The sequence below is a fragment of the Streptomyces blastmyceticus genome (genome assembly GCF_039521185.1).
Classification (GTDB): domain Bacteria; phylum Actinomycetota; class Actinomycetes; order Streptomycetales; family Streptomycetaceae; genus Streptomyces; species Streptomyces blastmyceticus.
Genome location: NZ_BAAABW010000003.1, coordinates 46790 through 62006, shown reverse-complemented (window position 1 = coordinate 62006; position 15217 = coordinate 46790). Strand labels below are relative to the sequence as shown.

Sequence of the window (15217 nt, the reverse complement as noted above, 5' to 3'; positions counted from 1 at the left end):
CGCCCCAGACCCCGAAGCACGCTTCGCGCGCTGTCCTCAAACGCCGGACGGGCTGATTTCAGCCCGTCCGGCGTTTGAGGACGCGCCCGCAGGGCGCCCCCGCCGCAGGCGGCGAACCGGCGTCAGCCGAAGAACGTGCGGGCCTCCTCGTACAGCGGCGCCGGGACCGTCTTCAGGCGCGCCGTCGCATCGCGCAGCGGAACGCGGACGATGTCCGTGCCGCGCAGCGCGACCATCCGCCCGAAGTCCCCGTCGCGCACCGCCGCGATCGCGTGCAGACCGAAGCGCGTGGCCAGCCACCGGTCGAACGCGCTCGGCGTCCCCCCGCGCTGCACATGCCCCAGCACGATCGTGCGGGCCTCCTTGCCCGTGCGCTGTTCGATCTCCTTCGCCAGCCACTCGCCCACCCCGGACAGCCGGACGTGGCCGAAGGAGTCGTGCGCGGCGGCGCCCTTGAGCACGAGGTCGCCGTCCTGCGGCATGGCTCCCTCGGCGACGACGACGATCGGGGCGTAGCTGGCGCGGAACCGGGAGGTGACCCAGCCGCAGACCTCTTCGAGGTCGAAGCGCTGCTCGGGGATGAGGATGACGTTGGCGCCCCCGGCGAGGCCGGAGTGGAGGGCGATCCAGCCCGCGTGCCGGCCCATGACCTCGACGACGAGGACCCGCATGTGGGACTCGGCGGTGGTGTGCAGCCGGTCGATGGCCTCGGTGGCGATGTTGACGGCGGTGTCGAAGCCGAAGGTGTAGTCCGTGGCGGAGAGGTCGTTGTCGATGGTCTTGGGGACGCCGACGCAGCGGATGCCGTGTTCCTCGTGGAGCCGGGCGGCGACGCCGAGGGTGTCCTCGCCGCCGATGGCGATGAGGGCGTCGACGTCGTCCTTGGCGAGGTTCTCCCGGATCCGGTGGACGCCGTCCGGGTCCTTGAAGGGGTTGGTGCGCGAGGAGCCGAGCACCGTGCCGCCCCGGGGCAGGATGCCGCGCACGGCGGGGATGCCGAGCGGCACGGTGCTGCCCTGGACCAGCCCCCGCCAGCCGTCGCGGTAGCCGATGAATTCGTGACCGTAGTCCTGGACGCCCTTGCGGACGGCGGCGCGGATGACCGCGTTGAGCCCGGGGCAGTCACCGCCGCCGGTCAGCATTCCGACCCGCATGACAATCTCCCTTCAGCCGGGGACACCGCCCGGCCGGGAACGGTCAGGCGCCGTCGAGACCTCGCTCTATCGCGTAGCGCACGAGCTCCACGCGGTTGTGCAACTGGAGTTTGCCCAAGGTGTTCTGAACATGGTTCTGCACCGTCCGGTGCGAAATAACCAGCCGTTCGGCGATTTGCTTGTACGAGAGTCCCTTGGCGACGAGCCGCAGCACCTCGGTCTCGCGGTCGGTCAGCCGGGGCGCCTTCGGCTCGTCGGGGGCGGCGGGGGCCGGGTCGGCGGCCAGCCTGCGGTACTCCCCGAGGACCAGTCCGGCCAGGCCGGGGGTGAACACCGGGTCGCCCGCGGCCGTCCGGCGGACGGCGTCCAGCAGCTCCTCGGTGCTGGCGGACTTCAGGAGATAGCCGGTCGCGCCGGACTTCACGGCCTCCAGGACGTCCGCGTGCTCGCCGCTCGCGGAGAGCACCAGGACGCGCAGCGCGGGGTTCTCGCCGACGAGCTCCTTGCAGACGGCGACGCCGGGCAGGCCGGGCAGGTTGAGGTCCAGGACCAGCACGTCGGGTGCGGCGGCGCGGGCCCGGCGTACCGCCTGGGGGCCGTCGCCGGCGGTCGCCACCACGTCGAACCCGGCGGCGGCCAGGTCGCGGGCGACGGCGTCGCGCCACATGGGGTGGTCGTCGACCACCATGACCTTCACGTTCTGCTCGTCTCTCATTTCCCGACCCCGCTCCCCCGTGGAACTTTCAATTCGACTTCTGTGCCCTGGCCGGGCACGGACAGCAGCTCGGCGCTGCCGCCCAGGTCCCGCAGCCGGCCGCGGATCGACAGGGCGACGCCCATGCGCCCCTCCCGTTCCGCCGCCGCCAGCCTGCCCTCGGCGATGCCCGGGCCGTCGTCCCGCACGGTGACGATCACCGCGTCCGGCTCGTCCTCCAGCAGGATCCAGGCCCGCGCGCCGTCCCCGGCGTGCTTGCGGACATTGTCCAGGGCGGCCCCGACGGCGGCCGCCAGCTCCGCCGCCGCGGCCGCCTCCAGCAGGACGGGGGTGCCGGGCCCGGCGAAGGAGACGGCGGCTCCCGCGTGCGGTGCGAGCAGCGCCCCCACGTCGCAGGGCCCCTCGGGGGGCCGTGGCGCGGTCCCCACGGACCGCAGCAGCTCCGCGTCGTCGGCGAGCTGCTCCGGTGAGGCCTGCGGGGGCAGCAGGCCCCCGGCGACCAGGGTGCGCAGGGCGATCTCCTGCTCGCCCGCCATCCGGCCGAGCTCGGCGGCCTCGCCGCCCAGCGCGGCGCCGCGGCGCTGCACCATGGCGAGCACCTGGAGGACGCCGTCGTGGATGTCGCGGGCGAGCCGTTCGCGCTCGCGGGTGGCCGCCTCGATCTGCAGGGCGCGGGCGAGCGTGCGCTCACTGGCCCGGGCGACCTCCACGATGTAGCCGATGGCGACGCTGGAGACCCACACCAGCAGCACGTTGTGGACGGTGTCGCGGGCCGGGCCGCCGCGCTCGGCGAGGTTGGCGGCGGCCACCAGGGTGGAGCCGACGATCGCCCAGCGCCAGCCGCCCTTGATGGCGCAGCCCAGTACGGCGCCGCCCGCCCAGATGGACGGGAGGGTGGCCGCGCCGCCGTCGATGCGCTCGGCGGAGTCGACGACGGAGGTGAGCAGGATCCCGCCCAGCGCGACGGCCAGGTCGGCGACGAGGAACCGTTTGGTGCAGCGCTCGGGGGAGGTGACCCGGTTCCAGGTCAGCAGCATCCAGAGGGTGAGTGCGCCCATATAGAGCGCTGCGCCGGGCGGATGGGCGTACTCGCGGTAGTTCAGGAAGAACAGTGCGAGTGCGTAGCCGAGCGTCAGAATGCGGTAGCCGGTCAGCGCGCGCCACAGCGGCAGCTCCACCGACATCCGTACGACGCGCGGCTTCCTGCTGCGCGGTGTCATCGACCCAACCCCCCGGTCCGGGCGCGGCTACGCCTCGGGCCGCTTGTCCGCCTTGTCGAGTCCGGCGGCCTTCGCCGCCTTCTCCTCCTCGGCCTTGCGCTTCGCCTCGTCCGCGATCTGCCGCTTGGCGGCGGTCGCGTAGATGTCGACGTACTCCTGGCCGGACAGCTCCATGATCTTGTACATGACCTCGTCGGTCACCGAGCGCAGGATGAAGCGGTCGCCGTCCATGCCGTGGTAGCGGCTGAAGTCCAGCGGTTCGCCGATCCGGATGCCCGGCCTGATCATCTTGGGCAGGACCTTGCCCGGGGGCTGCACCTTCTCGGTGTCGATCATGGCGACGGGGATGACGGGGGCGCCGGACAGCAGCGCCACCCGGGCCAGGCCGCCGGGCTTGCCGCGGTAGAGGCGGCCGTCCGGGGAGCGGGTGCCCTCCGGGTAGATGCCGAACAGCTCACCGCGCTCCAACACCTCGAGACCGCTCTTGATCGCCGCTTCGCCGGCCCCGCGGCCGCCCGAACGGTCGACGGGCAGCTGGCCCACACCCTTGAAGAACGCGGCCGTCAGCTTTCCCTTGACACCCGGGGAGGTGAAGTATTCCTGCTTCGCGATAAAGGTGATCTTGCGATCCAGCACCGCGGGGAGGAAGAAGGAGTCCGAGAACGACAGGTGGTTGCTCGCCAGGATCGCGGGCCCCTCGGCCGGGATGTTCTCCAAGCCCTCCACCCACGGCCGGAAGGCAAGCTTCAGCGACCCGCCGATGGACAGCTTCATAGCGCCGTAGAACAACCGAGAACCTCCTGTAGTGACGAGGAGACCTTAACCTGCCTACCCGCCGTGCGGCGCTCCGCGTACGCTGAGGGCCAGACCCCTTTTCCCGTTCCATCGATCGGAGATTCCGGTGCCGCTCCTCCCCGGCGCCGAGCCGTTCCGCCACGACGGCGGAGAGGTCGGCGTCCTCGTGTGCCACGGCTTCACCGGTTCCCCGCAGTCCGTTCGGCCCTGGGCCGAGCATCTCGCGGAGCGCGGACTGTCCGTCTCGCTGCCGCTGCTGCCCGGGCACGGCACCCGCTGGCAGGACATGCAGCTCACCGGCTGGCAGGACTGGTACGCGGAGGTCGACCGCGCGCTGGGCGAGCTGCGGGAGCGCTGCTCCGAGGTCTTCGTCTGCGGCCTGTCCATGGGCGGGGCGCTGACCCTGCGGCTGGCGGCCAGGCACGGCGACGCGATCAAGGGCATCGTCCTGGTCAACCCGGCCAACAAGGTGCACGGCCTCGCCGCGAAGGCGCTGCCGGTGGCGCGCCATCTGCTGCCCTCGTCCAAGGGCATCGCCAGCGACATCGCCAAGCCGGGCAACGAGGAGGTCGGCTACGACCGGGTGCCGCTGCACGCGGCGCACTCCTTCCGCCGGGGCCTGCGGGCGCTGGACTCCGAACTGCCCCAGGTGACACAGCCGTTGCTGCTGCTGCACAGCCCCGAGGACCATGTGGTGCCGCCCGTGGACTCGGCGCGCATCCTGGCCCGGGTCTCCTCGCGCGACGTCACCGAGCGGCTGCTGGAGCACAGCTATCACGTGGCGACCCTGGACCACGACGCGGAGCTGATCTTCGACGAGACGTTCGCGTTCATCAGCCGGCTCTCCGCGGGGGTCGGCGAAGTGGGGACGGCCTCCCGTGGCTGAGCGCGACGCGGACCACGACCGCGACCGCGACGAGAGCCGCGACCCCCTGGACGAGGACGCCGCGTGGGCGGAGCTCGTCGCCGCGTACGGGGAGCAGCCCGACCCCGAGGCGGGCCGCTGGCCCGCCTCCGGCGATGTCACCGACGCCTCCCCCGAGGCGGCGCCGGAGGATCCGGAGGCCGCCGCGAAGACCCCGCCGGCACCGCCGGAGGGCCAGGACCGGCCAGTGGGCAGCTTCGTCGTCTACGCCCCGGGGGTGGGCCCGCGCGACTGGGACACCCCGGGCGCCACGGGCGAGGACGACTTCGACGAGCCGGACGAGGGCCACTTCGTGCCCCCGGAGCCGCCGCCGGTCCCCACCGGCGACGTCACCGCCCGCTTCGCGTGGATCGCGGTGCTGGGCGGCCCGCTGCTCCTGCTGATCATGGTGCTGCTGCGCCAGGAGCTGACCTGGTGGATCACCACGCTCGGCGTGGGCGGCTTCCTCGGCGGCTTCGCGACGCTGGTGCTCCGCATGAAGGACACCGACGAGGAGGACGACGACCCGGGCCGCGGCGCGGTGGTCTGACCCCATACGGGCCCGCGAAAATCCAGCCCGTCCGGCGTTTGAGGACACCGCGCGGAGCGCGGTTCGGGGGTCTGGGGGCTTGCCCCCAGTTTCGGGAAGGGGCGGGGCAGGGGAACAAGCCCCGTGCTACGAAGCCGGCACCCGCAGAGCCGCCAGCACCGGCAGATGATCCGTCGCCACCCGCAAGTCGACCTCAGCCACCCCCGGCAACCCCATCGGCACGCCACACCCCAGCACCTCGACCCCCTCCGTCGCGAAGACCGCGTCGATCCGCTGGAGCGGGTCGCCGAGCCGGGTCGTGTGCTCGCGCCCCCACGGCTTCGTGGCCCAGCCGTCCTGGAGCGCGTCCGCGAGGAGGCCGAACGTCCGGCCGTCGGGGCGGTCGTTGAGGTCACCGGCGGCGACGGCGTGCGGGACGTCCAGGGCGGCCAGCGTGTCGAGCAGCAGCTTCCCCTGCCCGTACCGCTCCTGGTCCTTGATGCTCAAGTGGCAGCTGAGGACGCCGAGCCGGGCCCGGCCGAAGCGCAGCACGGCGGTGGCGAAGCCGCGTTGGTGCAGTCCCGGCGTGCGGGGCAGCAGGATGTCCTCCGTGCGCTCCACGGTGGCCCGCAGCGAGGACAGGACCATGGGCCCGGAGGCGGTGGCCCCGCCTGTGACATGGACGAGCTCGGACGTACGGGCCAGCCGGGCCGCGGCCTTGCGCCAGCGGAAGAAGCGCGGCGCCTCCTGGACGCAGACGACGTCGGGGGCGCAGGCCCGGATCACCCGGGCCAGCGCCCCCACGTCGTCACGCATGGAACGGACGTTGTAGCTGAGCACGCGGACGACGGCCGAACCGTCGGACTCCGTGCGCGACGGGGGCAGATCCGCGAGCATCATCACTCCTCGGTGCTACAACGTCCGGAAAGCCCTCACGGGCCCTTGGGTCAGCCCTGGCGGGCCAGGTCCGCCGCGCCCACGAGGCCCGCCTTGCCGCCCAGTTGCGCGGCCAGCACCTGGGCGTGCGGGCGCCACTGGCCGCCGACCAGCCAGCGGCGGAAGGACTTGCGGATCGGGTCGAGGACGAGGTCGCCCTCGTCGGAGACGCCGCCGCCGACGATGAACGCCGACGGGTCGAAGAGCGAGGCGAGGTCGGCGAGGCCGGCCCCGGCCCAACGGGCCAGCTCCCGGAAGGAGTCGATGGCCACCGGGTCGCCCTGGCGGGCCGCGTCGCTGATGTGCTTGCCCTCGATGCCCTCGGGGGTGCCGTCACCGAGGCCGAGGAGGATCTCGGCGTTCTCCGGGGTGGCCTGGGCGCGCTGCCGGGCGTAGCGGACGAGGGCCCGCCCGGAGGCGTACTGCTCCCAGCAGCCCTGGCTGCCGCAGCCGCACAGCAGGCCGTCCGGCACGACCCGGATGTGGCCGAACTCGGCGGCCACGCCGAAGCGTCCGCGGCGCAGCTTGTTGCCGATGATGATGCCGCCGCCGAGGCCGGTGCCCAGCGTGATGCAGATGACGTCGTCGTGGCCCTGGCCGGCGCCGAAGCGGTACTCGCCCCAGGCCGCGGCGTTGGCGTCGTTCTCCACGACGACGGGGAGGCCGACGCGCTGCTCGACCTTGTCCTTCAGCGCCTCGTGGCGCCAGTTGATGTTCGGGGCGAAGAGGACCGTGGCCCGCTTGTCGTCCACATAGCCGGCGGCGCCGATGCCGACGGCCTCGACCTCGTGGTCGGCGCTGACCGTGCGTACCGCGTCCGCGATGGCGTCGACGACGCCTTCGGGTGTCGACGGGGTCGGTACCTTGCACGTCGCGAGGATCTTGCCCTCCTCGTCGACCACGCCGGCCGCGATCTTCGTGCCGCCGATGTCGACGCCGATGGTGAGTCCCATGTATCCCTCAGTTATTCGCTCGAACCCCGCCGCGACCCACCGTACCGGAGGCCCAGGTCAGTCGAGGTCGATGCGTTCGGTACCGCCCGCTCCCGCATCGCCCCGGCCGGGCCCGTCGGACCCCTCGGCGGGCTTCGCGCTCTCGCCGCGCGTCCAGCGGGCCTCCTGGCCCTGGACGGCCGCGCGGTAGGCGGCGAGGAGCTCGGAGCCCGCGGAGGCGAGGTGGTCGAAGACATCGGGGTTGCGCTCGATGACCGGTTCGACGGCGGCCTTCGCCTGGGCGATGACCTGCTGGACGACCTCCTGGGCGGCCGCTCCGGCCAGCGGCAGCTGGAGGGCGGAGACCTTCTCGGTCACGGCGTCGACGAGCTTGCGCAGCTCCTCGGCGGCACTGCCGGGCTGCTGGTCCCGGCCTCTGCGGCGGGCCCGCTCCGCGGCGAGATCCTCTGCGCACGCCTGCTCCCAGGCATCGGGATCGGCCGCCGCGTCGGGTGCGGGGCGCTCGGTGGCATCGCTCATGGCGGACTCCTGCGACTGGAATTTCCTCCGACGTTACCTGAACGGTGGAACGGCGTTCAGACGGTCCGCGGCCAGAGGGCGGGGTCGGGCGTGAAGCGCACGCACAGCGCCCCGTCGCGCAGGCCCGCCCCCGAGACGGTGCAGCGCCGCAGCGCCGACGGCAGGGGCAGGACGCGGCGGAACGGGCCGACGCCGACGATGAGTTCGTCGCCCCTGCGTATGAGGTCGAGGGCGTCGCGGTCGGCGCCGGGCAGCGGCAGCCGCCAGAGCAGCACCCCGTCGGCGGCCAGCCGGTCCTCCACGGTCCAGGCGTCGGGCTCGGGGCCGGTGGCGGGCCAGCCGTCGAGCTCGTCGGCCAGGCCCTCGCCCTCGACGATCCCGACGGTGCCGCCCGCGCCGCCGATCGTCGTCGACGCGGCGCCGTCGACGAGCGCGCCGAGGTCCTCGTGGCCGCGGGGGTCACGGCCGAGGTGCGGCAGTTCACAGAGGGTGACGCCGTCGATCAGGTACTCCTCGTAGAGCGCCTTGAGGGCGGTCTGCTGCTCCGCGACGAGCCCGGCCAGCCAGGAGTCGCCCGCGGCGCCGTCGCCGGCGGGCAGCACGCGGTTGGCGACGAGGGCGTCGAGGCGGCAGCCCTGGAGGGCGAGCCCGGCGCGGGTGAGGCGCAGCGCGTCGACGGCGAGCGGCCCGGGGTCGGCGACGAGGCGTACGGTCGTGCCGCCCGCCTCGATGACGTCCTGGACGGCGGCGAGTTCGGCCTCCCAGCGCTCCGCGGTCTCGTACAGCCGCTGCGCGGGCATCGGCACCCCGGCCAGCTGGGCGAGCATCGGGCGCAGGGCGCGGGCCGCCTGCCGCTCGGCGGGCAGCAGCCGCCGCAGGTAGCGGCGCAGTTGCTCGGGCAGGGCGAGGAGGCGCACGGTCTCGTGCGCGGGCGGCATGTCGACGACGAGCAGGTCCCACGCGGCGGCGGTGTGGGCGGCGCGCAGGGCGGCGAGGACGGCGAGCGGCTCGGCGCCGGGGAGTTCGGTGAGCTCCTCGGGGTCGAGGGGGGTGGCGCCGAGGAGGTCGAAGAGGGAGGCGCCGCGCTCCTGGAGGTCGCGGGCGCGGTCCTGGAAGTGCTCGCCGGTGGCGACGCGGGCGGCCCACAGGCCGGGTGCCGCCTCGACGGGCCGGGCCCAGGGCGCACCGGCCGTGCCGTCCGCGGGCGGCAGCGGCAGGGCGGTGCCGAGCACCGCGTCGGGCGCGGGGCCGCGGTCGGTGGTGAGCAGCAGGACGCGGCGGCCCCGCCGGGCCGCGGCGAGCGCCGTGGCCGCGGCGGCGGTGGTGCGGCCCGCGCCGCCGGTGCCGGTGACGAGGACCGTACGCAAGGGGGGTGCCTCCTGATGTGACCTGGTGTGGTGCGGCGCCGTCGCCGGGGCTCCGCCCGGCGACGGGTCAGGACTTCGCCGCGCCGCTCTCGACGCGCTGCTTCAGGCCGTCGAGGGCCCGGTCGATGATGACCTTCTCGGCCTTGCGCTTGATCATGCCGAGCATGGGGATCTTGACGTCGACGGTGAGCTGGTAGGTCACCTTGGTGTGGCTGCCGCCGGCCTCCGGCTCCAGGCTGTACGAGCCGTCGAGCTGCCGCAGCATCTGGGACTTGACCAGGGACCAGCTGACGACGTTCTCCGCGGGCCAGCTGTAGGCCAGCGTGTGGTCGTCCTTGATCGCGCCCGCGTCGAGGACGAGGCGCACCTGTGCGGCGCGGCCCTGCTCGTCCTTCTCGAGCACCTCCGCCTGCTTGACCTCCCCGGTCCACTCCGCGTAGCGGTCGAAGTCTGCGATCACCGCCATGACATCGGCGGGGGTCGCCTCGATCGTGATGCTCGAGCTGGTGTGTTCCGCCATCTCCGTGGCTCCTCCGTACCGGTCCCGCCGCCTCGTATGCCTGCCGGTGAAGGCTACATCCCGGCGCGCGTCACCACTCCAGCACCCAGGGTGTACCGCTGGAGGCGAAGTGGCCGACGTTGACGCACTCGGTCGCGCCGATGCGCATCCGGCGCGCGAGCGGCTGGTGGACGTGGCCGAAGAGCGCGTAGCGGGGGCGGGTCGCGCGGATCGCCTCCAGCAGGGCGGCGCTGCCGGTCTCGAAGCGGCGGGCGACGGTGTCGTAGCAGAGTTCGGGCACGTCGGGCGGGATGTGCGAGCAGAGGACGTCGACGTGGCCGAGTGCCTCGATCTTGGCGGCGTACTCCTCGGCGCCGATCTCGAAGGGCGTCCGCATGGGCGTTTGCAGGCCACCGCCGACGAAGCCGAAGACGCGGCCGCCGATCTCGACGCGCTCGCCGTCGAGGACGGTGGTGCCGGGGGCTGCGTACTCCGGCCAGAGCCGGGGGATGTCGACGTTGCCGTAGGTGGCGTAGGTGGGGGTGGGGAAGGCGGCGAAGAGTTCGGCGTACTGCTTGCGGACCGCGGACTCGATCGCGGCGTCGCGGTCGACGCCGGCCCACAGCCTCCGACCCAGCTCGCGGGCCTCCTCGAAGCGGCGGGCGGTGCGCAGCTCCACGATCCGGTCGGCGTTCTCGACGCCGAAGAGCTCGGGGAAGATGCCGCGCGAGTGGTCCGCGTAGTCGAGGAAGAGGATGAGGTCGCCGAGGCAGACCACGGCGTCGGCGCCGTCGCCCGCGCGTGCGAGCCCCTCGCTGTTGCCGTGCACATCGCTGACCACGTGAACTCTGAAGCCACCTCGCATACGGATCACCCTAGGGTCTGCGGGCAGCCGTCGGAAGGTCCCCGACCTGCGGTTACTTCCCGGTCACCAAGCGGAGGGGCTAGGGTGCGGAAGGCGGTCCGGTGGCGTGTGACGCACAGAACATCTGGGCGCCACCCCTATTCGAAAGCCGTACTGGTGGGTAACGTCCGGGCAGTCCAATACCCCCCTTGCCTGATCATGGACCGCAGCCGACGCAGCGCCCCTCAAAGACGCGGCGGCGCCGGCGCCCGACGAGGAGCAGCAGTCTTGCGCGAGTTCAGCCTTCCGGCCCTCTATGAGGTCCCTGCGGACGGAAACCTGACGGATCTGATCCGCCGCAACGCCGCGCAGCGCCCCGACGTCGCCGTCATAGGGCGCAAGGTCGACGGCCGCTGGGAGGACGTCACCGCAGCCGCCTTCCTCGCCGAGGTCCGCGCCGCCGCCAAGGGACTCATGGCTTCCGGTGTCCGGCCGGGCGACCGCGTGGGGCTGATGTCCCGCACCCGCTACGAGTGGACGCTGCTGGACTTCGCCATCTGGAGCGCGGGCGCGGTGACCGTGCCGGTCTACGAGACGAGCTCGGCCGAGCAGATCCAGTGGATCCTCGGCGACTCCGGCGCCGTCGCCTGCCTGGTGGAGACCGAGGCGCACGAGAGCGCCGTCGCGTCCGTCAGGGACCGGCTGCCGGAGCTGCGGCACGTCTGGCGGATCGAGGACGACGCCGTGGGCCGGCTGGGCACGGCCGGGGAAGGACTGACCGACGAGGAGGTGGACGAGCGCAGCGCGCTCGCCAACGCCGACTCGCCCGCGACCATCGTCTACACCTCCGGCACCACCGGGCGCCCCAAGGGCTGTGTGCTGACCCACCGCAGCTTCTTCGTCGAGTGCGGCAACGCGGTGGAGCGGCTCAAGCCGCTGTTCCGCACGGGCGACTCCTCGGTGCTGCTCTTCCTGCCCACCGCCCATGTCTTCGGGCGGCTGGTCGAGATCTCGGCGGTGCTCGCGCCCATCAAGCTGGGCTGCGTCCCGGACATCCGGAATCTCACGGAGGAGCTCGCCGCCTTCCGGCCGACGCTGATCCTCGGCGTTCCGCGCGTCTTCGAGAAGGTCTACAACTCGGCGCGCGCCAAGGCGCAGGCCGACGGCAAGGGCAAGATCTTCGACCGGGCCGCGGACACGGCGATCGCGTACAGCCGGTCCATGGACAACCCCGGCGGGCCGTCGTTCGGGCTCCGCATCAAGCACGCGATCTTCGACCGGCTCGTCTACGGCAAGCTGCGTGCCGTGCTCGGCGGCCGGGCGACCCACGCGATCTCCGGGGGCGCGCCGCTGGGCGAGCGCCTCGGCCACTTCTACCGGGGCATCGGCTTCACCGTCCTGGAGGGCTACGGCCTCACGGAGTCCTGCGCGGCGACCGCCTTCAACCCCTGGGACCGGCAGAAGATCGGTACGGTCGGGCAGCCGCTGCCCGGCTCGGTCGTCCGGATCGCCGACGACGGCGAGGTCCTGCTGCACGGCGAGCACCTCTTCCAGGGCTACTGGAACAACGAGGCCGCCACCGCGGACGCCCTCTCCGACGGCTGGTTCCACACCGGTGACCTGGGCACGCTCGACGAGGACGGCTACCTCACGATCACGGGCCGGAAGAAGGAGATCATCGTCACCGCGGGCGGCAAGAACGTCGCCCCCGCGGTCATCGAGGACCGCATCCGCGCGCACGCCTTGATCGCCGAGTGCATGGTCGTCGGCGACGCCCGCCCGTTCGTCGGCGCGCTGATCACCCTCGACGAGGACTTCCTGCCGCGCTGGCTCGCCGACAACGGCAAGCCGGCCGGCACGACGCCCGCGGAACTGGCGGACGACCCGGACCTGCTGGCGGCCGTGCAGAAGGCCGTCGACGACGGGAACGCGGCGGTCTCCAAGGCGGAGTCGGTACGCAAATTCCGCATCCTGCCGGCGCAGTTCACGGAGGAGTCGGGGCATGTGACGCCGTCGCTGAAGCTGAAGCGGAATGTTGTGGCGAAGGACTTCGCGGACGAGATCGAGGCCATTTACCGCGGGTAGCGGCGGCTCTGGGTGCGGGTGCGTTGCGCCTGCGGCGGAGCGCCCTGCGGGCGCGTCCTCAAACGCCGGACGGGCTGGAAAACCAGCCCGTGGGGGCACCTCCCAGCGGTAGCTGGGGGAGTTTGAGGACCGGGGTCTGGGGCGGAGCCCCAGTTACAGGAGCTCCCGCAAGCGGTTCGCCAGCAAATCCCAGCGCCACCGCTCCTCCACCCACGCCCGCCCCCGCTCACCCATGCGCGCGCGCAGCGCGGGATCACGCAGCAGCGTCACGATGCGGTCGGCCGACTGCTCCGGCGAGCCACCCCGGACCACAAACCCCGTCTCGCCGTCCAGAACCGCATCCGGCGCCCCGCCCGAATCGCCCGCCACCACCGGAAGCCCCGTCGCCGACGCCTCCAGGTAGACGATGCCGAGGCCCTCGACGTCCAGCCCGCCCCGCCGCGTGCGGCACGGCATCGCGAAGACGTCGCCCGCCCCGTAGTGCGCGGGCAGTTCCTCCCACGGGACGGGTCCGGTGAAACGGACGGCGTCGGCGACGCCGGTCTCTTCGGCCAGCTTGCGCAGGTCCTTCGCGTAGGGGCCGCCGCCGACGACCAGCAGGACCGCGTCCGGTACGGCCGCCAGGATCCTCGGCATCGCCTGGATCAGCGTGTCCTGGCCCTTGCGGGGGACGAGCCGGGAGACGCAGACGACGACGGGGCGGTCGGCGAGCCCGAGGCGGGCCCGTACGGCGTCGCCGCCGGAGCCCGGGTGGAAGGTCTTCTCGTCGACGCCGGGCGGCAGTTGGACCATCCGCGCGGCCGCCTCGGGGGTCAGCGCGCCGGCGATCCGGGACCGGGTGTACTCCCCCAGGTAGGTGAGGGTGTCCGTGCCCTCCCCGATCCGCCGCAGCAGCTGCCGGGCGGCGGGCAGCTGCGCCCAGCCCGCCTCGTGGCCGTGGGTCGTGGCGACGAGCCGCCGGGCACCGGCCCGGCGCAGCGCGGGCGCCATCAGCCCGAGCGGCGCGGCGGCCCCGAACCATACGGAGGAGCAGCCGTGTTCGCGCAGCAGCCCGGCCGCGCGCCGGGTGACCCGGGGCGTGGGCAGCAACATGGTCGTGCGGTCGCGGACGACCGGGAAGGGCTGCTCGGCGTCGAAGCGGGCGGTGGCCTCCGCGCCCTCCTGGCCGCGCTTCCAGGTGGAGGCGTAGACGACGATCTCCGACGGGTCCAGGCGCAGCGCCATGTTGTGCAGGAACGCCTGGATGCCGCCGGGCCGGGGCGGGAAGTCGTTGGTGACGATCAGGGTCTTGTCCATCGGGCCCGACAGTACCGGGTGTCCGGGGGCGGCGATCGGGCGGCAACGGCGCCGTGTACCGGCACGTCACCGGCCGTGGGCGGTCCGGGCGGGCATCATGCCTTCCAGCGGCGGGGTGCTCACGGCAGGTGAGGACCGTGGAGAACGAGGTGAATGATGGCGGGCGCTGGATTGCGGCTCTCGATCGCGGTGTGGGCCGTCACCCGGGCCGTGCTGCTGTTGTGCGTGTTCCGGGTGTGGGTGATGCCGGGTTCGGACGTCTCCGTCGACATCGAGGTGATCTACCAGGGCTGGTACGGGGTGCTGCGCACCGGCATCTTCCCGTACGACGACGTGACCTGGCAGTACCCGCCGGCCGCCGCGCTCGCCGTGCTCGCCCCGGGGCTGCTGCCGTTCCTCGACTACGCCCCGGCGTTCTTCCTGGTGTGCTTCCTCGCGGACGCCGCGGTTTTCGCGCTGCTGCTGTACGCGGTGCGGGGCGGCAGGCGCAGCGCGAAGGGGGTCTGGGTGTGGGTGGTGGGGGTGCCGCTGCTGGGGCCGATCGTCTATGCGCGCTATGACGTGATGGTGACGGCCGTCGCGGTCGCGGCCCTGCTGGCGGCGGGCCGCCGGACCCGGCTGGCGGGGGTGCTCATGGGCTTCGGCGCGCTGCTGAAGGTCTGGCCCGTGCTGCTGCTCGTCGGGACGCCGCGCGGCCCGCGCACCCGTACGGCCTGGACCGCCGCGGCGCTGGGGGCGGCGGGCATCGGGCTGCTGTTCGCGGTGACGATGCCGGGGGCGCTGGCGTTCCTGACGTTCCAGCGGGCCCGGGGCACGGAGGTGGAGTCGCTGGGGTCGCTGGTCTTCCATCTGGGCCGGCACGTGGGCTGGCACGGCCACGCCCGGCTGAACTACGGCTCGGTGGAGTTCCTCGGGCGGTACGTCCACACGGTCAGCAGGCTCGCGCTCGCCCTGACCGTGCTGGCCTTCGGCTGGCTGCTGGTGTGGCGGCTGCGCGCGCGGAGGTTCACGGCGTGCACCCCGTCCGACGCGGCCTTCGCGGCCGTCCTGCTGTTCACCACGACGAGCCGGGTGATCAGCCCGCAGTACGTGGTCTGGCTGATCGGCCTCGCCGCGGTCTGCATGACGATGCGGACGACGCGTCAGGGCCTGCCCATCGCGCTGGTGCTGCTGGCGGCCCCGCTGACCCAGCTCGAGTTCCCCATCTGGTTCTCCCATGTGGTGGCCAGCGACAAGCTGGGCGTCGCGACGCTGGCCCTGCGCAACACCCTGCTGGTGGTGGCGACGGTCATCTCCTGCGCCCGGCTGTGGCGGGAGACGGTGACCAGGGCGGGGCCCTCCGGTGCGACGGACCCGCCCGCGGAGAAGGAGCCGGCGCTGACCGCCGGCTGACCCGGTGTC

At 73.1% G+C, this 15217-nt stretch carries 15 protein-coding genes; 4 read left to right on the top strand and 11 right to left on the bottom strand.

Annotation, left to right across the window (positions count from 1 at the left end):
* Positions 1-122 precede the first annotated feature (122 nt).
* Genes ABD269_RS04130 through ABD269_RS04115 form a run of 4 tightly spaced genes read right to left on the bottom strand, consistent with a single transcriptional unit; the run spans position 123 to position 3863 of the window.
* Positions 123-1154: a 6-phosphofructokinase gene (locus ABD269_RS04130; protein WP_301887964.1), complete on the bottom strand. Its 1032-nt coding sequence runs from the start codon at positions 1152-1154 to the stop codon at positions 123-125.
* A gap of 43 nt (positions 1155-1197) precedes the next feature.
* Positions 1198-1869: a response regulator gene (locus ABD269_RS04125; RefSeq protein ID WP_344116120.1), complete on the bottom strand. Its 672-nt coding sequence runs from the start codon at positions 1867-1869 to the stop codon at positions 1198-1200.
* Entirely contained in the window at positions 1866-3089 is a 1224-nt protein-coding gene (gene macS / locus ABD269_RS04120) for a MacS family sensor histidine kinase (protein ID WP_344116118.1), read from the bottom strand. The genes ABD269_RS04125 and macS overlap by 4 nt, the downstream gene beginning before the upstream one ends.
* Positions 3090-3116: 27 nt before the next feature.
* Positions 3117-3863, bottom strand: a complete 747-nt coding sequence (locus ABD269_RS04115) for a lysophospholipid acyltransferase family protein (RefSeq protein ID WP_205519343.1) — start codon at positions 3861-3863, stop codon at positions 3117-3119.
* Between the two features lie 127 nt (positions 3864-3990).
* Between ABD269_RS04115 and ABD269_RS04110 the strand changes: the two genes are divergently transcribed.
* Together ABD269_RS04110 and ABD269_RS04105 are read left to right on the top strand one after the other, a co-directional pair.
* Complete coding sequence (locus tag ABD269_RS04110) at positions 3991-4770, top strand: alpha/beta hydrolase (RefSeq protein WP_344116116.1); 780 nt, start codon at positions 3991-3993, stop codon at positions 4768-4770.
* Complete coding sequence (locus ABD269_RS04105) at positions 4763-5338, top strand: hypothetical protein (RefSeq protein WP_344116114.1); 576 nt, start codon at positions 4763-4765, stop codon at positions 5336-5338. Before ABD269_RS04110 ends, ABD269_RS04105 begins: the two co-directional genes overlap by 8 nt.
* Positions 5339-5464: 126 nt before the next feature.
* On the opposite strand, the gene ABD269_RS04100 is transcribed toward ABD269_RS04105, so the two are convergent.
* The 6 genes from ABD269_RS04100 to ABD269_RS04075 form a co-directional block, all read right to left on the bottom strand.
* Positions 5465-6214, bottom strand: a complete 750-nt coding sequence (locus tag ABD269_RS04100) for an endonuclease/exonuclease/phosphatase family protein (RefSeq protein WP_344116149.1) — start codon at positions 6212-6214, stop codon at positions 5465-5467.
* Between the two features lie 50 nt (positions 6215-6264).
* The gene (locus ABD269_RS04095) at positions 6265-7206 is read right to left on the bottom strand and encodes an ROK family glucokinase (RefSeq protein WP_116211285.1); all 942 of its coding nucleotides are present in this window, start codon (positions 7204-7206) and stop codon (positions 6265-6267) included.
* A 57-nt stretch (positions 7207-7263) separates the two neighbouring features.
* Positions 7264-7725: a DUF5304 domain-containing protein gene (locus tag ABD269_RS04090; protein ID WP_301887954.1), complete on the bottom strand. Its 462-nt coding sequence runs from the start codon at positions 7723-7725 to the stop codon at positions 7264-7266.
* Between the two features lie 56 nt (positions 7726-7781).
* Complete coding sequence (locus tag ABD269_RS04085; protein ID WP_344116111.1) at positions 7782-9092, bottom strand: ArsA family ATPase; 1311 nt, start codon at positions 9090-9092, stop codon at positions 7782-7784.
* A 67-nt stretch (positions 9093-9159) separates the two neighbouring features.
* Positions 9160-9612: an SRPBCC family protein gene (locus ABD269_RS04080; RefSeq protein WP_301887952.1), complete on the bottom strand. Its 453-nt coding sequence runs from the start codon at positions 9610-9612 to the stop codon at positions 9160-9162.
* A gap of 70 nt (positions 9613-9682) precedes the next feature.
* Complete coding sequence (locus tag ABD269_RS04075) at positions 9683-10456, bottom strand: metallophosphoesterase family protein (RefSeq protein ID WP_344116108.1); 774 nt, start codon at positions 10454-10456, stop codon at positions 9683-9685.
* Positions 10457-10723: 267 nt separating this feature from the next.
* Here ABD269_RS04075 and ABD269_RS04070 point away from each other — a divergent pair, with 267 nt between their 5' ends.
* Positions 10724-12520 (top strand): AMP-dependent synthetase/ligase, encoded by a 1797-nt coding sequence (locus ABD269_RS04070; RefSeq protein WP_301887950.1) that lies wholly within the window; start codon positions 10724-10726, stop codon positions 12518-12520.
* A gap of 153 nt (positions 12521-12673) precedes the next feature.
* Here ABD269_RS04070 and ABD269_RS04065 read toward each other — a convergent pair whose 3' ends face one another.
* Positions 12674-13816: a glycosyltransferase family 4 protein gene (locus ABD269_RS04065; RefSeq protein WP_344116104.1), complete on the bottom strand. Its 1143-nt coding sequence runs from the start codon at positions 13814-13816 to the stop codon at positions 12674-12676.
* A 153-nt stretch (positions 13817-13969) separates the two neighbouring features.
* Here ABD269_RS04065 and ABD269_RS04060 point away from each other — a divergent pair, with 153 nt between their 5' ends.
* Complete coding sequence (locus ABD269_RS04060) at positions 13970-15208, top strand: glycosyltransferase 87 family protein (RefSeq protein WP_425572825.1); 1239 nt, start codon at positions 13970-13972, stop codon at positions 15206-15208.
* Positions 15209-15217: the final 9 nt, after the last annotated feature.